19 protein-coding genes are annotated in these 25,377 nt (G+C 35.0%); 1 reads left to right on the top strand and 18 read right to left on the bottom strand.

Annotated elements, in window-relative coordinates; translation table 11 throughout:
* Positions 1-19 precede the first annotated feature (19 nt).
* The 16 genes from BC962_RS04090 to trmB form a co-directional block, all read right to left on the bottom strand.
* Positions 20-2,119 carry a glycoside hydrolase family 97 protein gene (locus BC962_RS04090; RefSeq protein WP_121344610.1) on the bottom strand — a complete coding sequence of 700 codons (2,100 nt, stop codon included), beginning with the start codon at positions 2,117-2,119 and terminating at the stop codon, positions 20-22.
* Positions 2,120-2,142: 23 nt separating this feature from the next.
* Positions 2,143-4,488 carry a beta-glucosidase BglX gene (gene bglX, locus BC962_RS04085; protein ID WP_245984011.1) on the bottom strand — a complete coding sequence of 782 codons (2,346 nt, stop codon included), beginning with the start codon at positions 4,486-4,488 and terminating at the stop codon, positions 2,143-2,145.
* Positions 4,489-4,578: 90 nt separating this feature from the next.
* Entirely contained in the window at positions 4,579-5,292 is a 714-nt protein-coding gene (locus BC962_RS04080) for a carboxylesterase family protein (protein ID WP_121344609.1), read from the bottom strand.
* A 10-nt stretch (positions 5,293-5,302) separates the two neighbouring features.
* Positions 5,303-6,676, bottom strand: a complete 1,374-nt coding sequence (locus tag BC962_RS04075) for a glucoamylase family protein (RefSeq protein ID WP_121344608.1) — start codon at positions 6,674-6,676, stop codon at positions 5,303-5,305.
* 134 nt (positions 6,677-6,810) lie between these two features.
* Positions 6,811-8,787, bottom strand: coding sequence for a hypothetical protein (locus tag BC962_RS04070; protein ID WP_147405613.1), 1,977 nt, complete (start codon positions 8,785-8,787; stop codon positions 6,811-6,813).
* A gap of 72 nt (positions 8,788-8,859) precedes the next feature.
* Positions 8,860-10,233: a glucoamylase family protein gene (locus BC962_RS04065; protein ID WP_220660178.1), complete on the bottom strand. Its 1,374-nt coding sequence runs from the start codon at positions 10,231-10,233 to the stop codon at positions 8,860-8,862.
* Positions 10,234-10,278: 45 nt separating this feature from the next.
* A complete protein-coding gene (locus BC962_RS04060; RefSeq protein WP_121344606.1) occupies positions 10,279-11,724 on the bottom strand; it encodes a RagB/SusD family nutrient uptake outer membrane protein in 1,446 nt (481 codons plus the stop codon).
* Between the two features lie 12 nt (positions 11,725-11,736).
* Complete coding sequence (locus tag BC962_RS04055) at positions 11,737-14,709, bottom strand: SusC/RagA family TonB-linked outer membrane protein (RefSeq protein WP_183075440.1); 2,973 nt, start codon at positions 14,707-14,709, stop codon at positions 11,737-11,739.
* Positions 14,710-14,981: 272 nt separating this feature from the next.
* Complete coding sequence (locus BC962_RS04050; RefSeq protein WP_121344604.1) at positions 14,982-17,765, bottom strand: triple tyrosine motif-containing protein; 2,784 nt, start codon at positions 17,763-17,765, stop codon at positions 14,982-14,984.
* Between the two features lie 58 nt (positions 17,766-17,823).
* Positions 17,824-18,159 carry a 2Fe-2S iron-sulfur cluster-binding protein gene (locus BC962_RS04045; RefSeq protein ID WP_121344603.1) on the bottom strand — a complete coding sequence of 112 codons (336 nt, stop codon included), beginning with the start codon at positions 18,157-18,159 and terminating at the stop codon, positions 17,824-17,826.
* 20 nt (positions 18,160-18,179) lie between these two features.
* A complete protein-coding gene (locus tag BC962_RS04040) occupies positions 18,180-19,241 on the bottom strand; it encodes an NAD(P)/FAD-dependent oxidoreductase (protein ID WP_121344602.1) in 1,062 nt (353 codons plus the stop codon).
* A 43-nt stretch (positions 19,242-19,284) separates the two neighbouring features.
* Entirely contained in the window at positions 19,285-19,527 is a 243-nt protein-coding gene (locus BC962_RS04035; protein ID WP_121344601.1) for a NifU family protein, read from the bottom strand.
* The gene (locus BC962_RS04030) at positions 19,528-20,658 is read right to left on the bottom strand and encodes an Mrp/NBP35 family ATP-binding protein (RefSeq protein WP_121344942.1); all 1,131 of its coding nucleotides are present in this window, start codon (positions 20,656-20,658) and stop codon (positions 19,528-19,530) included.
* Between the two features lie 142 nt (positions 20,659-20,800).
* Positions 20,801-21,142: an MGMT family protein gene (locus BC962_RS04025; RefSeq protein WP_121344600.1), complete on the bottom strand. Its 342-nt coding sequence runs from the start codon at positions 21,140-21,142 to the stop codon at positions 20,801-20,803.
* A 3-nt stretch (positions 21,143-21,145) separates the two neighbouring features.
* A complete protein-coding gene (locus BC962_RS04020; protein WP_121344599.1) occupies positions 21,146-21,769 on the bottom strand; it encodes a LysE family translocator in 624 nt (207 codons plus the stop codon).
* Between the two features lie 4 nt (positions 21,770-21,773).
* Positions 21,774-22,448, bottom strand: coding sequence for a tRNA (guanosine(46)-N7)-methyltransferase TrmB (gene trmB / locus BC962_RS04015; RefSeq protein ID WP_121344598.1), 675 nt, complete (start codon positions 22,446-22,448; stop codon positions 21,774-21,776).
* Positions 22,449-22,568: 120 nt separating this feature from the next.
* On the opposite strand from trmB, the gene BC962_RS04010 reads away from it, so the two are divergent.
* Complete coding sequence (locus BC962_RS04010; protein ID WP_121344597.1) at positions 22,569-23,627, top strand: glycosyltransferase; 1,059 nt, start codon at positions 22,569-22,571, stop codon at positions 23,625-23,627.
* Here BC962_RS04010 and BC962_RS04005 read toward each other — a convergent pair.
* The gene (locus BC962_RS04005) at positions 23,565-24,644 is read right to left on the bottom strand and encodes a sensor histidine kinase (RefSeq protein ID WP_121344596.1); all 1,080 of its coding nucleotides are present in this window, start codon (positions 24,642-24,644) and stop codon (positions 23,565-23,567) included. The genes BC962_RS04010 and BC962_RS04005 overlap by 63 nt on opposite strands.
* Positions 24,644-25,327 (bottom strand): response regulator transcription factor, encoded by a 684-nt coding sequence (locus BC962_RS04000; RefSeq protein WP_121344595.1) that lies wholly within the window; start codon positions 25,325-25,327, stop codon positions 24,644-24,646. The genes BC962_RS04005 and BC962_RS04000 overlap by 1 nt, the downstream gene beginning before the upstream one ends.
* Between the last annotated feature and the right edge of the window lie 50 nt (positions 25,328-25,377).

Here is a 25,377-nt window from a genome sequence, read left to right as displayed (position 1 = left end):
AATTCAGTTTTGCTTTTAATTAATTAAACGGAACTATACTAATAGCCGTTCCACCTCCAGCTGCTAAACTGATTTTTAATTTCGATTTACTTGTAACTGTTTGTTCCTTTATGGAATAGCTCTTTGGATTCGCTTTCCAATCTGCATCTTTTCCATCTTGATAGATTATGGCCTTATATTTTTTGCCTGGAGATAGAAAATCAAGTTTTATTTCTGTTTTTCTTGAATTTTCATCGGTGATCGCGCCTAGGAACCAACTTTCTGAGTTTTTATCCTTTCTTGCTATTGTTAAATAATCTCCTGGTTCCGCTTCCAGATAAATTGATTCTTGCCAATCTGCCGGTACATCCTTTATAAATTGAAAAGCATCCAGATATCTTTCATAATTCTCTGGTAAATCTGCAGCCATTTGTAAAGGCGAATACATAGTGACATATAATGCCAGTTGCTTAGCTAGAGTTGTATGTACCTGTTCTGTTTTACTAGGATCATAAATGTCCATTTTGATCTCAAAGATCCCCGGAGTATAATCCATTGCCCCACCTAATAACCTAGTAAAAGGCAGGATGGTTTCATGCTTCGGATCGTTCCCCGAACTCCAGGCATTAAATTCGTTTCCTCTGGCAGCTTCTGCAGCAATATAATTGGGATAAGTTCTGCTATAACCTGTAGGGCGAACACTTTCGTGAGAATTCACCATGATCTTATAATCTGCTGCGCGTTCTGCAACAAAATTAAAATGATTTACCATCGTTTGCCCATCATGATATTCTCCTCTTGGAATGATCTTACCTACATAACCTGATTTCACTGCTGGGTAATCATATTTTTTCATTAGATCGAAAGCTCTATCCAGATGCCTTTCATAATTAGCTACAGAACCAGAAGTTTCATGATGCATGATCATTTTCACTCCTTTAGATTTAGCATATTCTGAAATTTCTTTGATATCAAAATCTGGGTAAGGGGTGGTAAAATCGAATACATCTTCTTTCCAATTCCCAAACCAATCTTCCCATCCTACATTCCAACCTTCCACCAAAACTCCGTCGAATCCATGTTTTGCAGCAAAATCTATATAACTTTTCGTGTTCTCTGTAGTAGCACCATGCTTTCCGGAGGGAATAAGATCTTTAGATGCTGCATTTTGAGCATTCTGACTTCCTGCAAAATCCCATGTAGATTTACCAACATGCATTTCCCACCAAATCCCAATATATTTCATCGGTTTTATCCAGGAAGTATCATCTATCTTGTTTGGCTCATTTAGATTCAGGATCATTTTAGAGCTCACAATATCCCGTGCATCATCACTCACCATAATGGTTCTCCAGGGAGTAACGGAAGGTGTCCTTAAATAAGCTTTATCTCCAATCGCATTTGGAACCAGGTGTGAAGAAAGTTGAAAGTTTTCAATATTTACATTTAAATGCATTACAGGATAATTGACCACAGCAGCTTCAAAAATATTGATATACAAGCCATCTGCAGATTTCATCATTAAAGGCGACTGAACCCTATAATTACTTTCTATACTTTTTAGTGCGATCCCGTTATTTGAATCCAATTTGGAATTATCTATCTCAGATAACTTAGTTTCAGAATACACATATTCTTGGCTGTCATAATCTCCCGGGATCCAAAATGTCTTGTGATCTCCCGTAAGATTGAATTCTGTATTCTCATCAGAAACAATAAAATATCTGACTGCCTCTTCCTTCGGAAATTCATATCTAAACGCCACGCCTTCATCATATACCTTAAAAACGATATCTAATTTTCTATTGATTTCCTTTTGAAGCAAATGAAAGCTAACTTGGTTGTATCGATTTCTGATGGTAGATTGCTCTCCCAAAACAGGATCCCAGGTTTCATCAACACTAGTTTCCTCTTTATTTACAAGGCTGAAACCATTAGTAAGAGAAGTATCTTCTTTTAGAGAAACACCCAATTTACTAGCTTTAATTACTTCCTTGCCTTTATAATTAACTTGATAAATAGGTTCTCCTTCCGGACTTAGGGAGAATTCTACCTGTATCTCTTTGGATGGAGATTGGATCTGTTGTGCTGAAAGGGTGAAAAAAGAGCACGCCAGTAATAAAAAAGATAATTTTTTCATAAGTTATATTTTATTCGAACCTATTATTTAACAAGTTCAAATTTAGACTTTAAGTTTTCTTCGGAATTAGTACCTACAAAGATTTCAAAATCTCCAGGCTCCGCAACAAAATCCAAATCATAATTATAGAATTTCAGATCTTCTACAGTTAATTTAAAAGTCACAGTTTTAATCTCTCCTTTTTTCAAGAATATCTTTTGAAAACCCTTTAACTGTTTAACAGGTCTGGTTACAGATCCTACCAAATCTCGTATGTACAATTGCACAATTTCTTTACCATCATAATTTCCGTTGTTTTGAACTGTCACAGAAACCTCTAAAGATTCATTCTCCTTAAGCTGCTCTGAGCTTAATTTCAAATTATTATATTTAAAGTTGGTATAACTTAACCCGTAACCAAAAGGATACAATGGTTCGTTGCGTTCATCTATATAATTAGAACGGAATTTTTCAAATTTCCCTTCAGAATTTGCAAGGGGTCTACCTGTGTTTTTATGACTGTAATAAATTGGGATCTGACCTACACTTCTAGGAAATGTTGCAGTGATCTTTGCTGAAGGGTTTACATCTCCAAACAACACATCTGCAATAGCATAACCTGCTTCAGTTCCGGCAAACCAAACATCCAGGATCGCAGGTACAGTTTCATTTTCTTCTGTAAGAACTAATGGGCGCCCATTAAATAAAACTAAGATCACAGGTTTTCCTGTTTTCAGCAAGGCTTGAAGTAGATCTTTTTGAACCTGTGGAATAGAAATATTTGTACGGCTACTGCTTTCCCCGCTGAGTTCTGCAGACTCTCCTATCGCTGCAACAATAACATCTGCTTTAGAAGCAATTATTAATGCTTCATTTAGAAGAGCTTCATCAGATCTGCCATCTCTAGGGATCTCCTTACCAAACATAGTTCCCCGTTCTTCCAATCCTTTATCGTAAGAGAGATTACTTCCTTTTGCATATAACACCGAACCAGAAGTTCCTAATACTTCTTTAATTCCCTCAAGCACAGAAATAGATTTATCCTGAGGGGTTGCCACACTCCAGGTACCAGCCATATTCTCACTGGTATTTGCCAATGGACCAATAACTGCAATGGTAGAAGTTTTTTTAATCGGTAAAAGATTATTCTCATTTTTTAACAACACCATAGATTGAGCAGCTACTTTTCTAGCGAAAGCTCTATTTTCTGAAGTAAATATTTCTGACTTTGCTCTATTCACATCAGTATATCTGTAAGGATCTTGAAATAAGCCTAATTCATATTTCGCTTCTAATATCCGTCTTACTGAAGCATCTATTTTCTGAAGAGAAACTTTATCTTCCTCTAATGATTTTTTTAAAGTTGAAACAAATCCTTCTCCCACCATATCCATATCTACACCTGCATTCAAGGCCAAAGCCGAAACTGTTTGAAGATCTCCCATACCATGATCTATCATTTCATTGATACCTGTATAATCCGTCACCAAGAAACCAGAAAAATTCCACTGATCCCTTAAAACATCTGTAAGCAACCATTTATTCCCTGTTGCAGGAATACCGTCTACTTCATTAAATGAAGCCATAACTGAACCTACTCCAGCATCTATGGCAGCTTTGTAGGGTGGGAAATAGTCGTTATACATTCGTATTCTACTCATGTCTACGGTATTGTAATCTCTTCCAGCTTCGGAAGCTCCATACAAGGCAAAATGTTTAACCGTTGAAAGAATCGTATTATTCTTGCCAAGATCATCGCCTTGATACCCACGCACCATAGCTTTTGCAATTTCACCTCCCAAATAAGGATCTTCTCCATTCCCTTCAGAAACGCGTCCCCATCTTGGATCTCTAGAAATATCTACCATTGGGGAAAAAGTCCAGTTAATCCCATCGGCACTTGCTTCTTGCGCGGCAATTCTTGCTGTTTCTTGTATTAAAGGCATGTCCCAGGAAGTTGACAATCCTAAAGGAATAGGAAATGTGGTTTCGTAACCATGGATCACATCCATTCCAAATATCAATGGAATTTTAAGTCGACTTTCCTCTACTGCTATCCTTTGAACTTCTTTTATTTTTTCGACAGATTTAATATTAAATAAGCCCCCTATTTTTCCTTCTTTTATTTTTTTAGCAACATCAGAACTTTTGGACTGACCGGTTGTAATATCCCCGGAAGAAGGTAAATTTAGCTGGCCCAACTTCTCTTCTAAAGTCATTACAGAGAGCAGTGAATCTATTTTTTGATCCATTTTGACCTTATCTGCTTTAAATGCTGAATAATCTATAGTAGTCTTATCTTGAGCATTTATAGCGAAGGAACTACTAAAAATTGCAAGTAAAATCAGTTTCTTTTTTAACATGGGAATAATATTCTTTTGGTAAATCATTTTTCTATTTATTATAACTCTCTTCAAATTTTTCAAAGCTCATCTAAATTGAGATTGGAATTAAGGCTAAGTTTTGAAAATCACATTTCATCAGTTCTCTTTTTTCTGTGCTAATAACCACTTATAAAACTCCGGATTATTGTAAGTCTCTTCCCAGCTATTATGGTTGGCAAAGGGATAAATGGTATACTTAACATCGTTCCCTATATCCTTAAGTGCTTTTACCATCTTATTGCTATTCTCAGGCAACACTACATTATCTAATGCTCCATGAAAGACCCATATTGGCATTTCTTTTAAATGAAAAGCATTTCTATAGATAGGTCTATAAATTGCACCACAAATTGGTGCCATTGCTGCAAATATTTCCGGATGCTCTCCTCCTGTTGCCCACACTCCATATCCTCCCATGCTCAATCCTGTGAGATATACTCGTTTTTCATCTATATTGTTCTCAGTAATCACTTTTTTAACTAATCCTGCAACCTGTTCTGGCTGCCAATAAGTCCCTTCAGGACAATGGGGTGCAAGTATTACCGCATTAATGGCATTTCCTTCTCTTATGTATTTAAGTGGTCCATGAATACCCACACGGGAAAGGTCTCCACCTCGTTCTCCGGCTCCATGAAGAAAGACGATTAGAGGAAAGTCTTCTTTAGAATCCTCATACCCTTCTGGAGTGTATAGAACATAATCCAGCTTTGCCGGAATTTCCACTTTTTCATCAAAAGTATGTTCCGAGACTTGGGAAAATGATGATGAACAAACACTAAGCATAAAAAGTAAAAGCAAATATTTTTTCATATTGATATTCTTAATATTTAAATCCTAATTTATCCAATCCTAGCTTCACCTCATCGGCGCCCATAAACAGGTCCCAAATAAGCCCTGACCTATAATTCTCTATCATTACCAACATTGGTCCTTGGTCTATCGCTAAATATCTGGGTGCTACCCAGTCTTCACCTTCCAAACTAAAGGCATCATAAAAACCGGCTGGTCCCCAAGTAAGCTCATGAAGATCGTTATAGAAATAGCTCATTGCTCTTAAAGATTCTTCAGGAGTATAAGGAATAGAACTGATGGCTGCTGTAGGTGAGATTACACCACTGTCATTCGTAGGGGAATGAGCAGTGTAACCTATAGTATTATCTTGATTCTTTGTATAACTGGCAGTTAAACCCCAGACATTTTTGCCGTAACCTTCAAAATTCTTAGGATTTTCAACACAATACAAATAGTCTATTTTTGAATGGTTCACATTCAAATCCCAGTAATCTGCATATTGATCTGAAAGTCCTTTAGGATTCAAACCTAAATAAGAATAATGAGCCCAGAACAACGGCCCTCCATATTCTGTAGCTCCGTTATGCTGAAGTATAAGAGGCAATTCAAATTTTGTTTTATCACTTCTGATGTTTCCACTTCGCGCCCATCCTTTATGATAGGCGACAGGAGAAATAGCATGTGTAGGAGATGCTGCTGCCATGATATAGGTAATAAGAGTTTCGTTGTAGCCTTCCAACGGGAAATTCATTTCCCAATTGTAATCTGGAGACCAATGCCAATACAAAACCTCTTTATTATTAGTGTACCATTTCCAATCTATACCTTTCCAAAGTTCATCGTACTTTGCTGCCACAAGTTTCTCTTGCTCATTTCCATCTTTAAGATATTCTCTAGTGACTATAAAACCTTGAGCTAAAAATGAGGTCTCCACTAAATCCCCACCATTATCCTTTTTGCCAAAAGCTTTGGTTTTTCCTGTTTCCCCGTCTATCCAGTGAGACCAAGCTCCATGATATCTATCTGCGCTTGCAAGAAAATCAGCTATTTTATCTAGTCTATTAACTGCTTCCTCCCTTGGAATATAATTTCTGTCTATCCCTGCGATCAAAGCCATTAATCCGAAACCAGTACCTCCTGTAGTAACTATATTCTTATCATTCTGAGGATAATTACCATCTGGATGATAACGTTCTCTCGCCATTCCCGAATTAGGTTCAGCATAATCCCAAAAATATTTTAGAGTCTGACTTTCAACGGCATCCAATAAAGCCTCACCTTCCAGCTTTTCAAACTGCTCGTTTTTAGCGATTAAATCACTTTCATCTTTATCAGTTTCCGTATTCTTACATGAAATGCTAAAGATTATTGTTGCCGATAAAAGGAATTTGAAAATTTTCATATTATGAAATTGCATCAATTAGTTTAAAATATGTTGCCCTCCCATCTTGGAAGTGCAACATATTTAGCTAATTCAAAAAAGTAAATTAAATTTTAGTGAAATGTGTAGTGATGATCCTTAGAGGATCTATCAAATTATTCCCACTTAATATCATCTATAAAATAAATGTCTGCCGCAGTACCATCACTCTGTCCTCCATTAAAGAACAACACGATTTTTTGATGATTTTCTCCAGCCTGATCACTAAAGTCAACGGTATATTCTGTCCACTCGTCAACTACAGTAATATCTATGAATATCTCTTTAGGTGTAGATGAACCGCCTTCTAGTTTAGCTAATAACGGTACAGCTCTAGTTGAAAGAATCTTGATCTTCAGCTTGTTTTTAGTACCCAGATCTATTACTCCTCCTCTATCAAAGACCAAGGCATCATAAGCTTCTAGCCCGTTGTCTGTTACTTTTAAAACAGTACTACTTGTATTTACACCGCTCACATTAGGATTAGCTACAATTTCTGTAGTTACACAGCACGTGATCTCGTAGTTCTGCTGGCATTCAAAATCATTTACGATATCCATATTGCTTGCAACCCCATCACAAGGATCAAAAGCTGCAAATCTTAGATCATCTATATAATATTTGTCTGTTGGTGTTCCATCATTTTGTCCTCCATTAAAGAATAAGACCACTTTTTTATGATCTGAGCCAACTTGGTCTGTGAAATCTACAGTATATTCTGCCCATTCCCCAACTACATCTATATCAGCAAAAACCTCTTTTACTGGAGAAGTACCACCTTCAAGTTTTACTAATAATGGCACAGCTCTTTCAGCAAGCACCTTGATCTTGAAATAATTTTTAGTTGAAAGGTCAAAAGATTGAGTAGATTCAAAGATCAAAGCATCATAAGCCTCTGTTCCATTATCTATAACTTCTAACACCAAATCACTAGGATTGGCATCTCCCTCCATTGGATTTTCAACTATTGAAGTCGAAATAAATCCTGGTATCGTAGTATTTTGCTGACAATTAAAGTCATTTATGATACTAAGATCTGGGGTAACTCCATTACAGGCATCAGAAAGTTCCGCGAATTTTAGAGCATCTATAAAATAAACCTGAGTCCCATCTGTCTCTACTCCAGCATTGAAGAACAGCACTATTTTAGTATGATTCTCTAAAGCTTGATCACTAAAATCGTAAGAATATTCCACCCATTCTCCTGTCTTGGTTATTGTAGCATCTTTTTCTATTCCTGCGGAAGTCCCACCTTCTAACTTGGCTTTAAGAATTCCTTCCACTGGAGCCCATACTTTTATTTTGAAGACATTATGTGTTGTAAGATCTATTGCTTCACCATAATCTATAATTACAGCATCCCATGCTCCAACTTCATCTATATATTTACCAACAAATTTACTGTTGTTAACATCAGATTTTGAAGGATTTGCTGTAAGCTCAACTTCCGGAACTTCTTGATTTTTTTGACAATCGAAATCATTCACGACATTTAAATCGGTTGCAACTCCCGCACAAGGATCTGCTGTGGTTACCCATTTAAGATCATCTATATAATAAATATCTGTACCATCATTCTCTACACCAGCATTAAAGAATAATACTAATTTTGTATGATCCTGATTAAATTGATCGCTGAAATCAAAAGTATATTCTACCCAGCCAGAGGTGTTGGTAATATTAGCATCTACCTCTTTCCCAGGAGAAGCGCCTCCTTCTAATTTTGCCTTTAAGGTTCCGGCAACACTCGTTTTTACTTTGATCTTAAATGTATTGAATGTAGAAAGATCTATAGAAGTACCATAATCTACAATTAAAGCATCCCATGGTGCCGAAGGGTCATTATATTGCCCAACAAAACGACTCGTGTTTGCTCCGGATTCATCTGGATTTAGCACAGCCTCTACCTCATCGAAAACCACATTAGCCTGGCATTGAAAATCTGAAATAATATTTGGGTCTGCAACTACATTAGTTTGCTCGCATGGAATAGATGTTATTGAAGGAAAAAATTGATCTTCTTCAGTACACGAGAAAATAAACATCAATAAACCTATCGATATATAACTTAGGAATAGTTTAATTGTTTTCATTATTCAACACGATTTAAGTTAGTTATACTTTTTTATATTTATCAAGACCTCTTTTACACGATCTTAAACGAATTAAATGTTTGGACTTGTAAAACCTAATTTTGTTAAGCCTTGCTTTATTTCCGGGCTAGACATAAACAGCTCCCATAATAAGCCGGTTCTATAATTTTCAATCATTACTATTATTGGTCCCTGATCTATAGCCAAGTACTGATTTGAATACCAATTGGCAGATTTATTAAACGCATCATAAAATCCATATTGACCCCATAACTTTCCGTCATAATTATAATAGAAGTTTCTAAGAGCTTGTAACGACTCATTTGGAGTATAAGGCATGGATGAAAGCGCTGCTGTTGGTGTTATAGTTCCGTTATCGTTGGTAGGACTATGAGCAGAATAACCTTGATTATCATCACTGGCTGTTAACCCCCAGGAAGATGCACTATAACCCTGAAAACTTTGAGGGTTTCTTATACTATACTCTCTGTTTATAAGAGTATGATTCACATTTTGATCCCAATAATTGGCGTAGGTATCTGTTAATCCTTCAGGATTCAATCCTAAAAATGAATAGTGAGCAAAAAACAGTGGACCACCATAATCTGGACCTAATGGCAGTTGCCATTTCTGATAATATAATTTTCCGTTGTTAAAGTCATTCCCAGAAGTCCATCCATTATGGTAAACATCAGCATCAATTGCATGAGTTCTGGAAGAGGCCGCTAACACGTAAGTGATAAGAGCTTCATTATAACCCTTAATTTGATGGTTAATAGCAAAGCCATATTCTGGAGACCAGTGCCAGGTTAAGGATTTTTTATTATTGGTATACCAATCCCATTCTACCTGATCCCAAATCGAATTGATTTTATCTCTCAATGCATTTTCTTCGGAATTGTCCATATCAAAATACTGTCTGGCGGTCAATAATCCTTGGATCATAAATGAAGTTTCTACAAGATCTCCCCCATTATCTTCAGTAAAAAAAGGCCTAACCTTTCCAGTATTTCCATTATACCAATGAGGCAAAGCACCATGAAATCTATCTCCACTCAAAATAAAATCGGTAATCGTATTCATTCTTTGTAAAGCTTGCTCACGGGAAATATAGTTTCTTTCTACCCCAACAATAATTGCCATCACGCCAAAACCACTACCTCCTGTGGTAACTATATTTGGACTTTCTCCACCATAGGCAGCAGCATCAGATCTTTCCCTAGCCATTCCACTAACGGGGTGACCAAAATCCCAAAAATATTTAAAAGTTTGTTCCTGCACCTTATCCATTAGCTCGGCATCTGTGAGTTGCTGTGGCAATTCTGGATTTGGATCTGTTGGAATTGGTTTATCCCCATTATTATCTTCACTACTGGAACAGGACATAAATCCTGAACTAATAATTCCTAGAAAGAAAAGAGTGAATATAAATTGGGTGTGTTTCATGAAAAAGTATTTTATGAGATTGAGGTTTTTCAAATTTTATATTGATTAATATCCAGGGTTCTGGATCAGTTGACCTTTACTAAGATCGATTTGAGCTTGCGGAATTGGGAATAATTCATGTTTCCCATCCACAAAATTCTTTCCGTGAGCACGTAAGACTTGTCCGGCCCTACCTTGACGCACAAGATCAAAATATCTATCATGTTCAAAAGCAAGTTCCCATCTACGCTCTTTCCAAATATCCATGATAGTAACATTGTCCAAACTTTCAAGTCCTGCTCTATTTCTAACTAAATTCAATGGAGTTTTCGCATCTCCACCAACATTAAGAGCAGCTTCCGCATTCATTAAAAGCACCTCTGCATATCTTAAAATTCTAACATTCTTATTAGACTCCCAATCTCCACCATTAAAGGTTTCCATGGTTTTACTTACATATGCTTTTTGATTGTATCTAGGATTGGAAACTGTCTCAGCAACTAACAATCCATCCCAAAGAGTTTCACCTCTAAAAATGATGGTTGCATCTTTTCTTTTATCTCCCTCTTCATAAGAATTTGTAAGATCTTCTGTTGGTGTATTGAAACCCCAACCCCAACCTCCGGCACCTCTAGCACCTTGAGTTACAAAGTACCCCTGTACTCCTTTGTTAGGTGTTTCCCCTCTACCTTGAATTTCAAAGATAGATTCAGAATTATTTTCTCCAATTTCTTTCCAAATGTCTTCATATTCTGGCGTTAGACTATAACCCAGACCCATAACCTCATTTGTTAGATCGTAAACTTGTTGCCAGTTACCCTGATACATATTTACTTTTGCCAAAGATGTTAAAGCCGCACCCTTAGTTGCTCTTCCAAGATCTATATTAGAATAAGAAGTTGGTAAACTTGCTACCGCATCATTTAAATCTGCAGTAATAAAAGCATATATCTCTTCTTTTGAAACTTTTGTGTTTGCTGCATTAATATCATCTTGATTTTGAATATTAGGAACTCCCTCTATTAACGGAACACCCCCAAACATTCTTACCAATCTAAAATAATATTCAGCTCTTAAAAATTTACTTTCTCCAATTAATCTTGCTCTAAGATCTTCATCTATATCCAAGTCTGGAAGATAATTTAATGCTTGATTTGCTCTGGCTATACCTTGATAGTTTGCTTCCCAAACTTCATTGAAAGAAATAGAGGTAGAAGTAAAAGTTAGTGCATCTAAAAGATCTTTATCTGCACCTGTATCTCCAGGATCACTTCCTTTATCAGCATCATCTGTGGTAATGCTGCTTACTCCAATCCATGAAAAAGCACTTTCATTAGAGTCTAATAATTTATTATAAATAGCATTAACCAATTCTGTAGCTGCGGTAGGACTTGAAAGAGCTTGTTCGGGAGTTTCCTTAGATGGTTGTACATCTAAGAAATCACTGTCATCACAGGATACAAATGTTAGGAATATTAAACCTGTAATAATTATATTAAAAGGATTTTTCATATCTAGATTTTTTTAAAAATTTAAATTCACACCTACGATATAGGACTTTACAGATGGGTATGCATTCAATTCAATTCCTGAGCTGGCTAATGGATCCCCATTTCCTGGTAATTCTGGTGTAAATCCTGTGAATTCCTTGAAGATAAAGGGGTTTTGTGCCAAAGCATACACCCTTATTTTTTCAACTCCAGTAAATACATCTGGCAATGTGTACCCAACTGTTATATTATTAATTCTGAAGAAATCTCCACTTTCCAAGAAATAAGTAGATGATGGCAACACTTCATTAGATGGCGCCGGGTTCATGTTAGAACCATTATCAAAGTTGAATATGTTATTGGCGACACTTGCCTCAATATTTTCTCCTCCAAAACGCTGGGCTTTTTTACCATTATATACCATACTCCCAGCATTTCCATAACCTTCTATATTAAAATCCCAGTTTTTGTAATCAAAACCACCACTTATACCATAGAATATATCCGGCTGAATTGATCCGAAGAACTGACGGTCATCGTTATCAATTTCACCATCGTTATTTAAATCTCTATAAACAAATTCTCCTCTTTCATCAAAGCCTTCAACTTCTAGTAAAAAGAAACTTCCTAGAGGCTGTCCTACTCTTAAGAGTTTTGTTACTTGTCCATTATCGATACTTCCTCCTTGTTGCTCAAACGCAAAAGGGTTAGTGATCTCTTCCAGATTATTGTCATTGGTTGTAATATTCCCACTTATATGATAGTTAAAGTCATCACTTATTTTGTCATTCCAATTCAAGGCAAATTCTAAACCTTTGTTTCTAATCTTACCAGCGTGGGTTAGTGTGATTCCAGAAGCCCCAAAAGCATCTGGTAAACTAATAGGTAAAATTGCATTTTTGTTTAATCTGTCGTAATAATCAAATTCCCCAGATAGTCTATTATCTAAGAAGGAAAACTCAACTCCTATATCATATTCTTCAGTTACTTCCCAACCAACGTTTTCATCTATAATTGCAGTGATCGTTGAACCAGGAACAAGTACTTGATCAGGCCCAAAAACAGTTCCTAAATTTGAATCGAACGTAAGCGCATTTAATGGAATATTTTGGTTTCCCAATTGTCCCCAACTTGCTCTTAATTTAAGAGTGTTTAAGAAATTTGAATTATTTAGAAACTCTTCATTAGAGATCAACCACCCAAGACCAACAGATGGGAAATTACCCCATTTTTCATCTGTGTTTGCAAAGACACTGGAGCCATCTCGTCTTATAGTAGCTGTTAAAAGGTATTTATTATCGAAGTCATAATTTAGACGTGCAAAATAAGAGCGCAACCTTCTTTTATCTGAAAGAGCATTGCTTACAACGTCTGTTCCTTGCTCACCATTGTTTAAGGAGAAAAGATTTGAATCTTCTGGCACGTTATTTCGTGTACCTTCTAAAAAATCGTTTTGTTCCTCTTCTGCAGTAGTACCTAAAGTTACTTTAACCCCATGTTTTTCAGAAAAGTTTTTATCAAAAGTTAAAAAAGCATCGAATACCCAGTGGTAAAAATCATCTTTTCTAACTCTTAATGTATTTCTATTTGGAGAATCAAAATCTGATACTTCTCTGGTGGGATCACCTGCAAGGAATTGCTCTAAATTTGGAGTGAACGTGTAAGATTTACCATATCCACTCTCAATTCCAAATCTTGTGGTTCCAGATAAATAATCAGTAAAGTCATAGGTTGCAGAAACATTTCCTTGCAAAACCAAGTTCTTCCTTTTTTCATCATTCAAAACTAGATCTGCAACCGCATTTCCAACATTATTAAATCTTGCTCCAGAATTATCGAATGGCACTCCAAATCTTCCATCGAAAGAGCCTCCAATATATCTTACAGGTACAATTGGAGATTGTTTATATGCCGTAGTGAATGTTGAAAAAGGTTTTGGAACCGAGCGATTAAGGGATAAAGAAATATTATGATCGAACTTTAATTTAGAAGACAAATTATAAGTAGCCTTACTTCTTAAGTTAAGTCTGCGATAATCGTTTCCAATTAAAATTCCTTCTTCCTCGAAGTAGTTTGCACTAAAGTAAGAGGTCATTTTTTCGGTACCACCACTTACAGAAATGTTATGATTGGTAACTGTCCCTATTCGGGTTATTTCATCATACCAATCGGTATCGTATTGTTGTTCTTGGTCAAATCGCTGAAATCCAAATGCACGATTTGTAAAATCTACATAGGAGCTAGAATTCGCCATGTCTACACTACTCAATACATCCTTAACCCCAAAATAGGAAGATATATCGATTTGCATCTTACCAATTTTTCCAGCCTTAGTAGTTACAATAATAACTCCATTAGCTCCTCTTGTTCCATAAATGGCTAATGAAGATGCATCCTTAAGTATATCTATTGTAGTAATATCTTCACTGCTAATATTGTCTATTCTATCTGTAATTATTCCATCTACTACATAAATAGGATCACGCCCCGCCTGTACAGTACCTGTACCACGTATACGAACAACCGGAGAACTACCCGGAGCACCAGAACTAATAATTTGCACTCCGGCAGCTTTACCTTGTAAAGACTGAGTTGGAGTTAATGCTGGTTGCTTTAGAAGTTCTTCAGCATTTATTCTGGTAATAGAACCCGTTACATCTTGTTTTCTAGTACTTCCATACCCCACCAGTACAACCTCTCCTAAAGAAGAAGCGCTTTCAGCCATTAATACGTTTATATTATTACGTGCACCAACACTTTCCTCAATGGTTTCGAATCCTAAAAAACTAAATATTAAGATATCGTTTTCGCTTGCACTAATAGAATAGTTCCCATCAAAATCGGTAATAGTTCCAGTTGAAGTACCTTTAACCAGAACATTAACTCCAGGAAGACTAACTCCATCTGGTTCCGAGGTAACGGTTCCAGAAATTATTCTGTCCTGAGCTTGTAATTGAAAATAAAACATGTTCAGCAACACAAATAATAAAGTAAATTTTGTTTTCATAAGCACAATTATTTTTGAAGAATTAATGTTTTCAGATTTATTAATATCAAAGCGCATTAAAAGACAACGAGATTATACCAAAGCTAAGATTAGAAAGAGCAAAATTAACATTCACTTAATATAAGTAAACACATCAAGTTTAAAGATAAGCCTAAAACCTTGTATAACATTACTTTATAAATAAAAAATAAAGTAATTAAATTAATAAAATTGAGTAATGATGTGGTAAAGATGTGGTAAAGTGAGGCTAATTACAACGTTTTCGTAATGCCTTAATCCACATTATGTAAAAATTTAACCAAATTTTTATTTTTAGGTAGATTAAACTTCTTACGAAGTCTATATCTATGTAATTCTACACTTCTATAAGTTATACCCACTAAAGGAGCAATTTCTTTAGAACTAAGATTCATTACAAGATAAGCGCACATTTTTAGATCTTTGGGAGTAAGATCTGGAAATTTCTGTTGTAAGATCTTAAAAAAGTCAACATGAAGTTCATTAAAATTTCTATCAAAAAGCGCCCAATCATTTTGAGAATTTGATTGTTGCTCTTTAATATTCATAAGTGTTGAATAGAGTTTTTTATTTTCCTTTTTAATATTAGATTTTAATATTTCTCTTTCTATTTCATTCAACATATCCTCTTTTTTAGCCATTAATGCAGCGTAAGAAGCTAACTCCTTGCTTTTAGACTTTAGCTGAGTTTTTAATTTTTCTTGTTCTAATTGAGTTATTTTATTATTGTTCTCGAAATTTTGCTTTTGAAAGCTGAGTTTTTGCTTATAATCCAACTCCCTTTCAAGTAACTTCTTCTTTCTTTTGAACTTGCTTTTATTATAATAATGAACAAGAAATAGAACCAATATTAAAAGAATTAAATAACTAATCCACGCCCAAACATTGAAATACCATGGTTGCAGAACACTGAATACAAAAAGCGTTTTTTCTGTATTTTCATCTCCACTTAAATTCCTCACTTTAAATTCATAATCTCCTGGCTGAAGATTTTGATATACAACTTGAGAATTTATAGAAGGTGTAGACCATTTCTTATCGTAACCTTCCAATTTCAAAGAATATAATGGTAATGATAAAGTTCCGGGGGAATGACTGGAAAACTTGAAACTGATAGTGTTCTTTTTAAAAGGGATATTAATAGAATTATTAAGAGCATGAGCAACCCCATTAACTTTTACCATCTCCAAAGAGAGATTTGGTAAGTCTTCCTTTGTCTGGGCAGCAGATGGGTTGATCTTTAAAAAACCATCATCTAGAAATAAGAAAAGTGAATTGTCAATTTTTGTTGAACTAGGAGAATTCTTAACAATTCTACTATTAATTAACTCCTCATTAAAATTATATAAATTATCACCTGCTTTGGAGGTGATTCTAAGTGAATTTACATTCTTAACAACCAGTAACTCCTTGTCGATACCTGCTATACTGGTAAATGGCCGTAATCGTTTTTCTAAAACTGAGTCTCTTGCTAAAGAAGCATGAATAGCATCATATCTATATATTTCGTCTTTTTTAGTTAGAAATACTTGTGAGCCAATGGCGAACATTTCATAGAGAACATCAGACTTATTATAGCTTTTTAAAAGTTTTAATTCATTAAAGTCATTAGAGATCTTGTATTTAAATACTCCTTTATGCGCGGCATCTACCCATAAATTTTGGTTGTCATCAAAATATATCCCTTGAACGGGAAAATCTAACTCCTTAAACCTAAAAGATTCCCAGACTCCATTTATTTTATGATATCTGGTAACACCAGAATAATTTGGTTGTAAATAATATTCAGTACCAGAGATATTAACGAAATCCATTCCTCCATTAGTGCTGCTTATAAGCTTGAATTGATCGTTCTTAATACTATAGGTACCATTGTTATGTCCACAAATAACCTCATCTCCTACCTTAGTTAAATTCCATACCTGTCCATTTGAAGATTTTAAAAACTCCAGTTGAGTTCCCTTTAAAGAAAATACGCCATGATTAGACCCTATTAAAAGTTCTTCGCCTTGATCTACGATACTATATACCGTTCCTAACAAACCCGATTTATCATTATAGGCATAGACCTCCTTAGTAAGGAATATCTTTGATAAACCATTATCCAAGGCAAGCCATAAATTGTTCTGATCGTCTAAATATTGCCTTAAAACCGTATTATTTGCTAAGCCATTTTTCTTATTATACACATGCTTAAGTAAACCCTTAGAGTTATAAACCATGAGCCCATTATTAATAGTCCCCACACAAACAAGATCATTTACGACCTTTAGATTATTAATCTCCAGATATTTCATTTCATCAAAAGAAGAAAAAGACCATTTATTTAGTTCCGCGTTTTTATAATAATAAAGACCGTTAATTTGAGTCGCTATCAATAATCCACCATTATAATCCACAATACTTTGAACAGTAAAATCTTCCAGCGGTTTACTCCATTCTAATTGCTTCAGGCTATCCTTCTCTATTTTATAAATTCCATTATATTTGGTGCCTACATATAAATTTTCCTGAATTAGGAAAGTATATACTGCTGAAATATTTCCAAATGGCAGCACCTTAATACTTTTGGTTTTTGTGTTATATCTATAAATCTTATTGAAAGATTGAAATAAAATCTCATCGCCAAACGGGATTATTTTCCAAATCTCATCATTATTGAAAAATTTTGAATTGAGGGAATCACTTATAGATTTGTATACCAATTCGTTATTAGCATTTTTAATCCAATAACCAAACTCATGATAGGAACCTGAATATAAAGTATCGTTTATAACGCTTACAGACCTAAATATTCCTTTTGAAGGCAACATATATTTAGTCCAAAAATCTCCATTAAAAGCTAGAAGATTTTTATTGTTTGCGACATATATAGTGCCATCTGGATGTTGAGTAATATCCCAATTGGAATTCTCTCCTTTATAATCTGTCTTTAAATAATTTGTGAAATAAGGTGCTATTTCTTGCCCTTGTAGAGTAAAACATGCTATTAGAAGCAAGCCAGTTAAAACTACTCTCATTTCCTTTACTATATCCATTAACTGCAAGATATAATAAAATTAGAATTTAGTGCTTAATGAAAATATATTAAGATATTTAGGTAGATTCTGGCGCAAGCTTCACTTCCAAACCTTCTAGTTCTTCAGTAATATTTATCTGGCAACCCAACCTACTATTATCTTCAACAAAAAATGCCTGATCTAACATATCTTCTTCTTCATAACTTTTCTCTGGAAGAAGATGCTCATGACTTAAAACATAACACTGGCAAGACGCACACATGGCCATTCCCCCGCAGATTCCTATAGTCCCTTCTGGAGCCAATTCGTGCATTCGCACTATCTCCATCAAGTTCATATTCATATCTGTGGGTGCCTCTACATTGTGAGCTTTACCTTCTCTATCTATTATGGTAATATTAATATCAGACATATCTTAGAAAACTAGAATCCTTAATTTATACTTTTAACAACTTCTCGTTTTGCTTCTTTTTTAGAACCATCAAATCCGCTAATCCCACTAACTGTAGTGTATTTCATAACATACTTTTTGTCAGGATTAATTCTTTGATACGCACTTTGACACATAATAGCAGCTTCATGGAAACCACAAAGGATGAGTTTTAATTTTCCCGGATAGGTATTTACATCTCCTATGGCATAAACTCCAGGGATATTGGTTTGATAATCGTAAGTATTATCAACCTTAATGGCATTTTTTTCAATCTCTAATCCCCAATCGCCAATTGGGCCAAGTTTTGGAGAAAGACCGAATAAAGGAATAAAATGATCTGTAGGTTTTACTTCCTCTTCTGCAGCGTTTCCTTTATGACGAATTATTACAGCCTCTAGTTGATCTTCTCCTTTAAGATCTACAACTTCAGCATCTGTGATCAAATTGATCTTCCCAATCTTAGATAACTCTTCTACTTTTTCTACGGAATCCAATGCTCCTCTAAAATCTCTTCTTCTATGAACCAAAGAAACTTCCTTCGCAATATTAGATAGGAAAATAGACCAATCTAAAGCAGAATCTCCGCCCCCAGCAATTACCACAGATTTATCTCTGTAAACCTCTGGATCTCTAATAATATAAGAAACTCCTTTATCTTCAAAATTTGATATGGTAGGAATAGGCGGTTTTCTAGGCTCAAAACTCCCTAAGCCACCTGCAATTACCACCACTGGCGCATTATGTTTAACACCTCTAGAAGTAGTTACAACAAAAGTTCCATCTTCTAATTTATCTAGTGTTTCTGCCCTATCTCCTAGAGTAAAACCAGGACTAAAAGGCTTTATTTGTTCCATTAGATTATCTACCAGATCTCCAGCCAGTACTTCTGGAAATCCAGGAATATCATAAATTGGTTTTTTTGGATAGATCTCGGCACATTGTCCACCTGGAATAGGCAATGCATCAATTAAATGACATTTTAATTTAAGCAATCCCGCTTCAAATACGGTAAACAAACCTGTGGGTCCGGCACCGATTATAATAATATCTGTTTTAATCATTCTTTTTCAATTTGCAATAAAAGATAAGTGGGTAAAATCCCGCTTACCTTTCAATATTTACCACTTTTTCTATTTGCGGCGCATATTTTTTAATGGTCATTTCAACACCAGATTTCAATGTCATCTGGTTAACGTGGCAACCAACACAAGCCCCTTCCAACTGAACTTTTACTAGGCGATCATCTTCAATTGAAATTAAAGAAATATCTCCCCCATCACTTTGCAAAAAAGGTCTAATTTCTTGCAGGGCTTTTTCTACATTAATTCTGATTTCTTCAGTCGTCATTTATTTTCCTTTTACAGCACTACATCCAGCCATGGTAGTAATTTTTATAGCTTCGGTTGGAGGTAAGCTTGTATTTCTATTTACTGTTTCCTGCACTACATTTCTGGTTAATTCTTCAAAAGAACTTGCTAAAGCAGTAGCTGTTTGTAAAGCTGCTGGTCTTCCAAGATCTCCAGCTTCACGAATACTTTGTACTAATGGAATTTCTCCTAAAAATGGAACTCCAAGATCTGTTGCAAGATTTCTTGCTCCTTCTTTCCCGAAAATATAGTATTTGTTCTCTGGTAATTCTTCAGGAGTAAAATATGCCATATTCTCTATAATTCCCAATACAGGAACATTAATGCTTTCCTGTTGAAACATTGCCACCCCTTTTTTAGCATCTGCAAGTGCTACATTTTGCGGAGTACTTACGATAACCGCTCCAGTGATAGGAAGAGATTGCATGATGGATAAATGAATATCACCTGTTCCCGGAGGAAGATCTATTAACATAAAATCTAATTCTCCCCAAGCGGCATCAAAAATCATCTGATTTAATGCCTTTGCAGCCATTGGCCCACGCCATACTACGGCTTGATCTGGTTTTGTGAAAAAGCCTATAGATAATAATTTAACTCCGTAGCTTTCTACCGGTTTCATTTTAGACTTTCCATCTACATTAACAGACAAAGGTCGTTCTGTTTCAACATCTAGCATAATAGGCATGGATGGCCCATAAATATCAGCATCTAATAGTCCTACTTTAAAACCCATTTTAGCCAAAGACACCGCTAAGTTTGCGGTAACAGTAGATTTTCCAACTCCACCTTTTCCAGAGGCAACTGCAATAATGTTTTTAATTCCAGGGATTGCCTTTCCTTTTATAGTAGGTTTCTCTGGAGCTTCCACTTTGATATTCACTTTTACGATAGCCTTATCAAAGATCTTTTCTTGAATAACTTTAATTATATCTGCTTCTGCCCTTTTTTTAATATGCATGGCAGGAGTGGTCATTACTAAATCTACCACTACCTCATCTCCAAAGGTCATCACATTTTTCACGGCACCGCTTTCCACCATATTACTACCCTCACCGGAAAGAGAAATAGTTTCAAGAGCTGCTAATATATCTTTTCTGTTCAATTTCATTTGAATTTGTTTCATTTTCAATCTCTTATATAGATTGATTCTAAAATGCAAATATAGAGGGTTTCCCCAAGAAAACGAAGTATTCCCTTATAATTGATTTATTGTAGGATAAGCAGAAATTATAGATACCTTTTTCAAAATTTTAAAGCGGTCTTTCTAATTCTTTATTTGGATCCCAGAATACTTTTTCGAAATTCTGAATTTGGTTATTTTTTATCACTACGCCTTCGTTTTCTAACAATTGCTGCATGGCATTAGTACCTCCAAAATGATGTTTCCCGGTAAGTAACCCCAACCTATTCACTACTCTTTGAGCAGGAACATCTTCAAGATCATGTGCTTTGTTCATTGCCCATCCCACCATTCTAGCACTTCTTGCGGCTCCTAAATATCTTGCAATTGCTCCATAAGAAGAAACTCTTCCTGAAGGTATAAGTTTTACTACCTCATAAACTCGCTCAAAAAAGTTAGGCTCTGTAGACATTCATTAATAATAAAAGATCCTGATTAAAGTAATTATTACTAGAACTAGCATTAAAGCTGCCATAAAATAATTGGAATACTTTGTGAAAATGGTTGTTTTATCTTCAATTTTCCAGAATGAAAACACGTAGAAATAGAGTGTTGTAAAAGTTCCCAGAGAAGCAGCAAGTACAAACAATAACATGATGGTCCAGTGATATTCTACTCCCCCGCCAACATTAAGAGCTGCCGCTATTGCAACGAAGAACGGAATTGGGAATACGTTTAAAACCGATACCAACATCCCTTTAAAAATACTATTGGAATTAGCTTTTTTAGAATTAGACTTAATATGAGAATCACTTCTAGCCTTCATATAAAAGTAGATCATCAAAAATATAAATATAACGAGTCCTGTTCTAAGGAGGATATTGCGAACATAAGGATTATCGAATATGTATTTTGTTAAAAGAATAGCGACCAAAGCTTGAAAAAAGACAATTATAGATGCTCCTATTGCAACATAAATTCCATTTTTCTTACCATACTCTACACAAGTTTTGGCAACTGTCATGTTAACTAGTCCTGGGGGCACTACTCCTAAAAGTGCTGCGAAATATGTGATCAGGAAAATTTTTGTTTCCTCCAAATTGCTACTTTATCTTAAATTGAATATAGGTAATAGGCTTTCCTTGCTCAAGGTACTGTTTTTCATAGAAAGTTTGTATTCCTACTACTTCTTTTGGAGAATATACGTTTTTATACACATCATGGTTAGCATGTAAGATCTCATGGCCCTCCCCATGTAAAAGACCCAACGTGTAACCATGCATAAATTCACTATCTGTCTTTAAGTTAACCAAGCCCTCTGGTTTTAATATCTGCTTATATTTTTTAAGAAATTCGGAATTGGTTAGCCTGTGCTTAGTACGTTTATATTTTATCTGCGGATCTGGAAAAGTGATCCAGATCTCATCTACTTCATTTTCTGCAAAAATAAGGTCTATTAATTCTATTTGAGTTCTCATGAATCCAACGTTATGCATCTCCTCTTCTATTGCTGTTTTGGCACCTCTCCAAAATCTTGCACCCTTAATATCTATACCAATAAAATTTTTATTTGGATTAGCTTTAGCCATAGCCACACTATATTCGCCTTTTCCACATCCTAATTCTAAAACAATTGGATTATCATTTTTAAAGAATTGCTCATTCCAATTCCCTTTTAGGCTATATTGAGTATCTACAATTTCTTCCCGTGAAGGCTGAACAACATTGTTAAAACTTTCATTTTCCCTAAATCTCTTGAGTTTGTTCTTGCTGCCCACGTGTAGTTGAATATTTTGGCAAAAATAACTAAAATAGCTCAGAAAGCTATAATTAGATTCTTTAGGCTTTTAGATGCTCTCTAATTTTATGTTTCAAAAATGTGTTGACTATATTTGATCATGCCGAAAAAAAGGATTTTAGTTGCTCCCTTAAACTGGGGGTTAGGTCATGCCACGAGATGCATCCCCATAATCCATGCGCTAATTCTAGAAAATTTTGAACCTGTAATTGCTTCAGATGGTGATGCACTAAACTTGCTTCGGAAAGAATTTCCGAGTTTAGAAGCCCATGAATTACCAGAATACAACATAAGCTATTCAAAGAAAGTTGCTTTTTTTAAATTGAAATTATTGCTTCAAGCTCCAAAAATAATAAGGGTAATTAAGGAAGAAAAAGAAAGAACCCGAGGTTTTGTTGAAACACAAAATATCTCAGGAATAATTTCTGACAATAGATGGGGAGTGAGACACCAAAATATCCCTTCTATATTCATAACTCATCAGCTAAATGTTCTTTCTGGTAGCTCAACCTTATTCAGCAGTAAAATTCAGCAAAAATTAATTGCTAAATTCACAGAATGTTGGGTTCCAGATTTTGAAGACCTTCCCAATTTAAGTGGGAAAATGGGGCATTTAGAGAAAAAATCGTTCCCTGTGAAATATATTGGACCTATAAGTAGATTCACGAAAATGCAACTTCCAATTAAATATAGGTATGCAATACTACTTTCTGGCCCTGAACCTCAGCGTGGAATATTAGAAAAAATACTTTTAGAAGAATTCAAAAATTCCACTTTTCCGGTAATTTTTATTCGAGGAGTATTGGAAAATAAATCTAAAAAGGAAATAATTGGCAAGCTTAGTATTTATAACTTTTTACATGGAAAAGATCTGGAAGAAGCTTTAAATAGCAGCGAAACTATAATTTGTAGATCTGGCTATACCAGTGTGATGGATCTTGCTAAATTAGAGAAAAAAGCTTTTTTAATTCCCACTCCAGGACAAGCAGAACAAGAATACTTAGCAGAAAAACTTTACAAAAAAGGTTTCGTTGGAAGTTGTGCTCAAAACAAGTTCACTTTTAAGAAACTGGATGATCTAAAAAACACTACATGCTTAAGATTTAATTTTCTTACTTCTAGTTTTAGTCTTGTTTTTAGTCTTTTCCAAGGTAAATGAAAATTCACTCCCCACCTCAAAAACACTTTCTACATAAATCTTTTCATTATGAGCTTCCAGAATATGTTTTACAATAGAAAGGCCTAATCCTGAACCTCCTTCTTTTCTAGAGCCACTTTTATCTACTCTAAAAAACCGCTCGAAAAGACGGGGAATATTAACCTTTTCTATTCCTTCCCCATTATCTGAAACTCTAATTATCACTTTATTCTTAATAAGATTCTCTATACTAACCTCTGTAGTGCCACCTTTCTTACCATATTTAATAGAGTTTACCACCAAGTTAGAGATCACTTGTTGCATTCTATCCATATCGGCATAAACCATAATAGGTTGTTCATAAGCAAGATCAAAAACCAGAGAAATATCCTTTTTCGCCGCTTTCATCTCTAAAAGATCGAAAACGTTTTGGATTAATTCTACAATATTGAAATTCTCTTTATTTAAATGAAGATCTCCAGTTTCCAGTTTCGTGATCATATCTAGATCTTTCACTATATATATTAGGCGCTCAACTCCTTTACTTGCTCTCTGTAAGTATTTCTTGCGCACAGCTTTATCTTTCATAGCACCATCCAACAAAGTGAGAATATAGCCTTGAACGGTGAATAAGGGCGTTTTAAGTTCGTGAGAAACATTACCCATAAACTCTTTTCTATAGGTCTCTCTAACTTGTAAAGTTTCTATCTCTAACTTTTTACCTTTCGCAAATTTCTCTACTTCTTTTGTTAAAGTTGCCATATCTGTGGTGATACGACTTGGATCTAAAGTGCTTGCATCTAAAAGCGATACATTATCGTAGATATTCTTTATACGCTTATATATAAAATGCTCTACTCTATATTGAATGATACTAAAGGAGATCAAGAAGCTAACTAAAGCGAAACCCAGAGTTGGCCAAATTAAAAATCCTGATGTTAACAAGCTGAAAATACTCACAACTAGTGTGAGAAATACAGAAATGTATAACGAGGTCTTAAAAGAAAATTTATATGATCGCTTAAAACTATTAGCCATTAAATTACAAACTTATAACCTACACCTTTTACTGTTTTAAAACTGTCGTCACCAATCTTCTCACGCAGTTTTCTAATGTGCACATCTATAGTTCTTCCACCTACAACTACATCGTTCCCCCACACATTATCCAAGATATCTTCTCTTTTAAATACTTTCCCAGGTTTTGAAGCTAGTAAAGAAAGTAGCTCGAATTCCTTTCTTGGTAATATAATTTCCTCTTCGTTATTAATGATCTTATATTCATCTCTATTAATAATAAGATTCCCCACCTTTAAAATATTAGAAGAAGATTCATCTTCCTTGAATCTTCTAAGTAAGGCATTAACCTTACTTACTAAAACTTTTGGCTTAATAGGCTTAGTAATATAATCATCGGCTCCTGCATCAAAACCTGCCATTTGAGAATAATCTTCTCCTCGTGCAGTGAAGAAGGTGATCATAGTATCGGCTAATTCTGGAATTTTTCGAATTTGCTCACAAGCTTCTATCCCATCCATTTCTGGCATCATTACATCTAAAATGATAAGTTGTGGCTTTTTTTTCTTGGCAAGTTTCACCGCTTCCGCACCATCTTCAGCAGTTATTACATTATAACCTTCCGCAGAAAGATTATAACCAACGATCTCCAAAATATCCGGCTCATCGTCTACCAATAAAATTGTTATATTTTTTTTCTTCATGAGAATTGAAAATATTCATTCAAATTATATAGGTAAAGATAAAATTAATC

Source organism: Gillisia mitskevichiae (genome assembly GCF_003634585.1).
GTDB classification, from domain to species: Bacteria; Bacteroidota; Bacteroidia; order Flavobacteriales; family Flavobacteriaceae; genus Gillisia; species Gillisia mitskevichiae.
The sequence above is the reverse complement of the archived record's forward strand: the minus strand, read 5'-3'. Positions and strand labels throughout refer to the sequence as shown.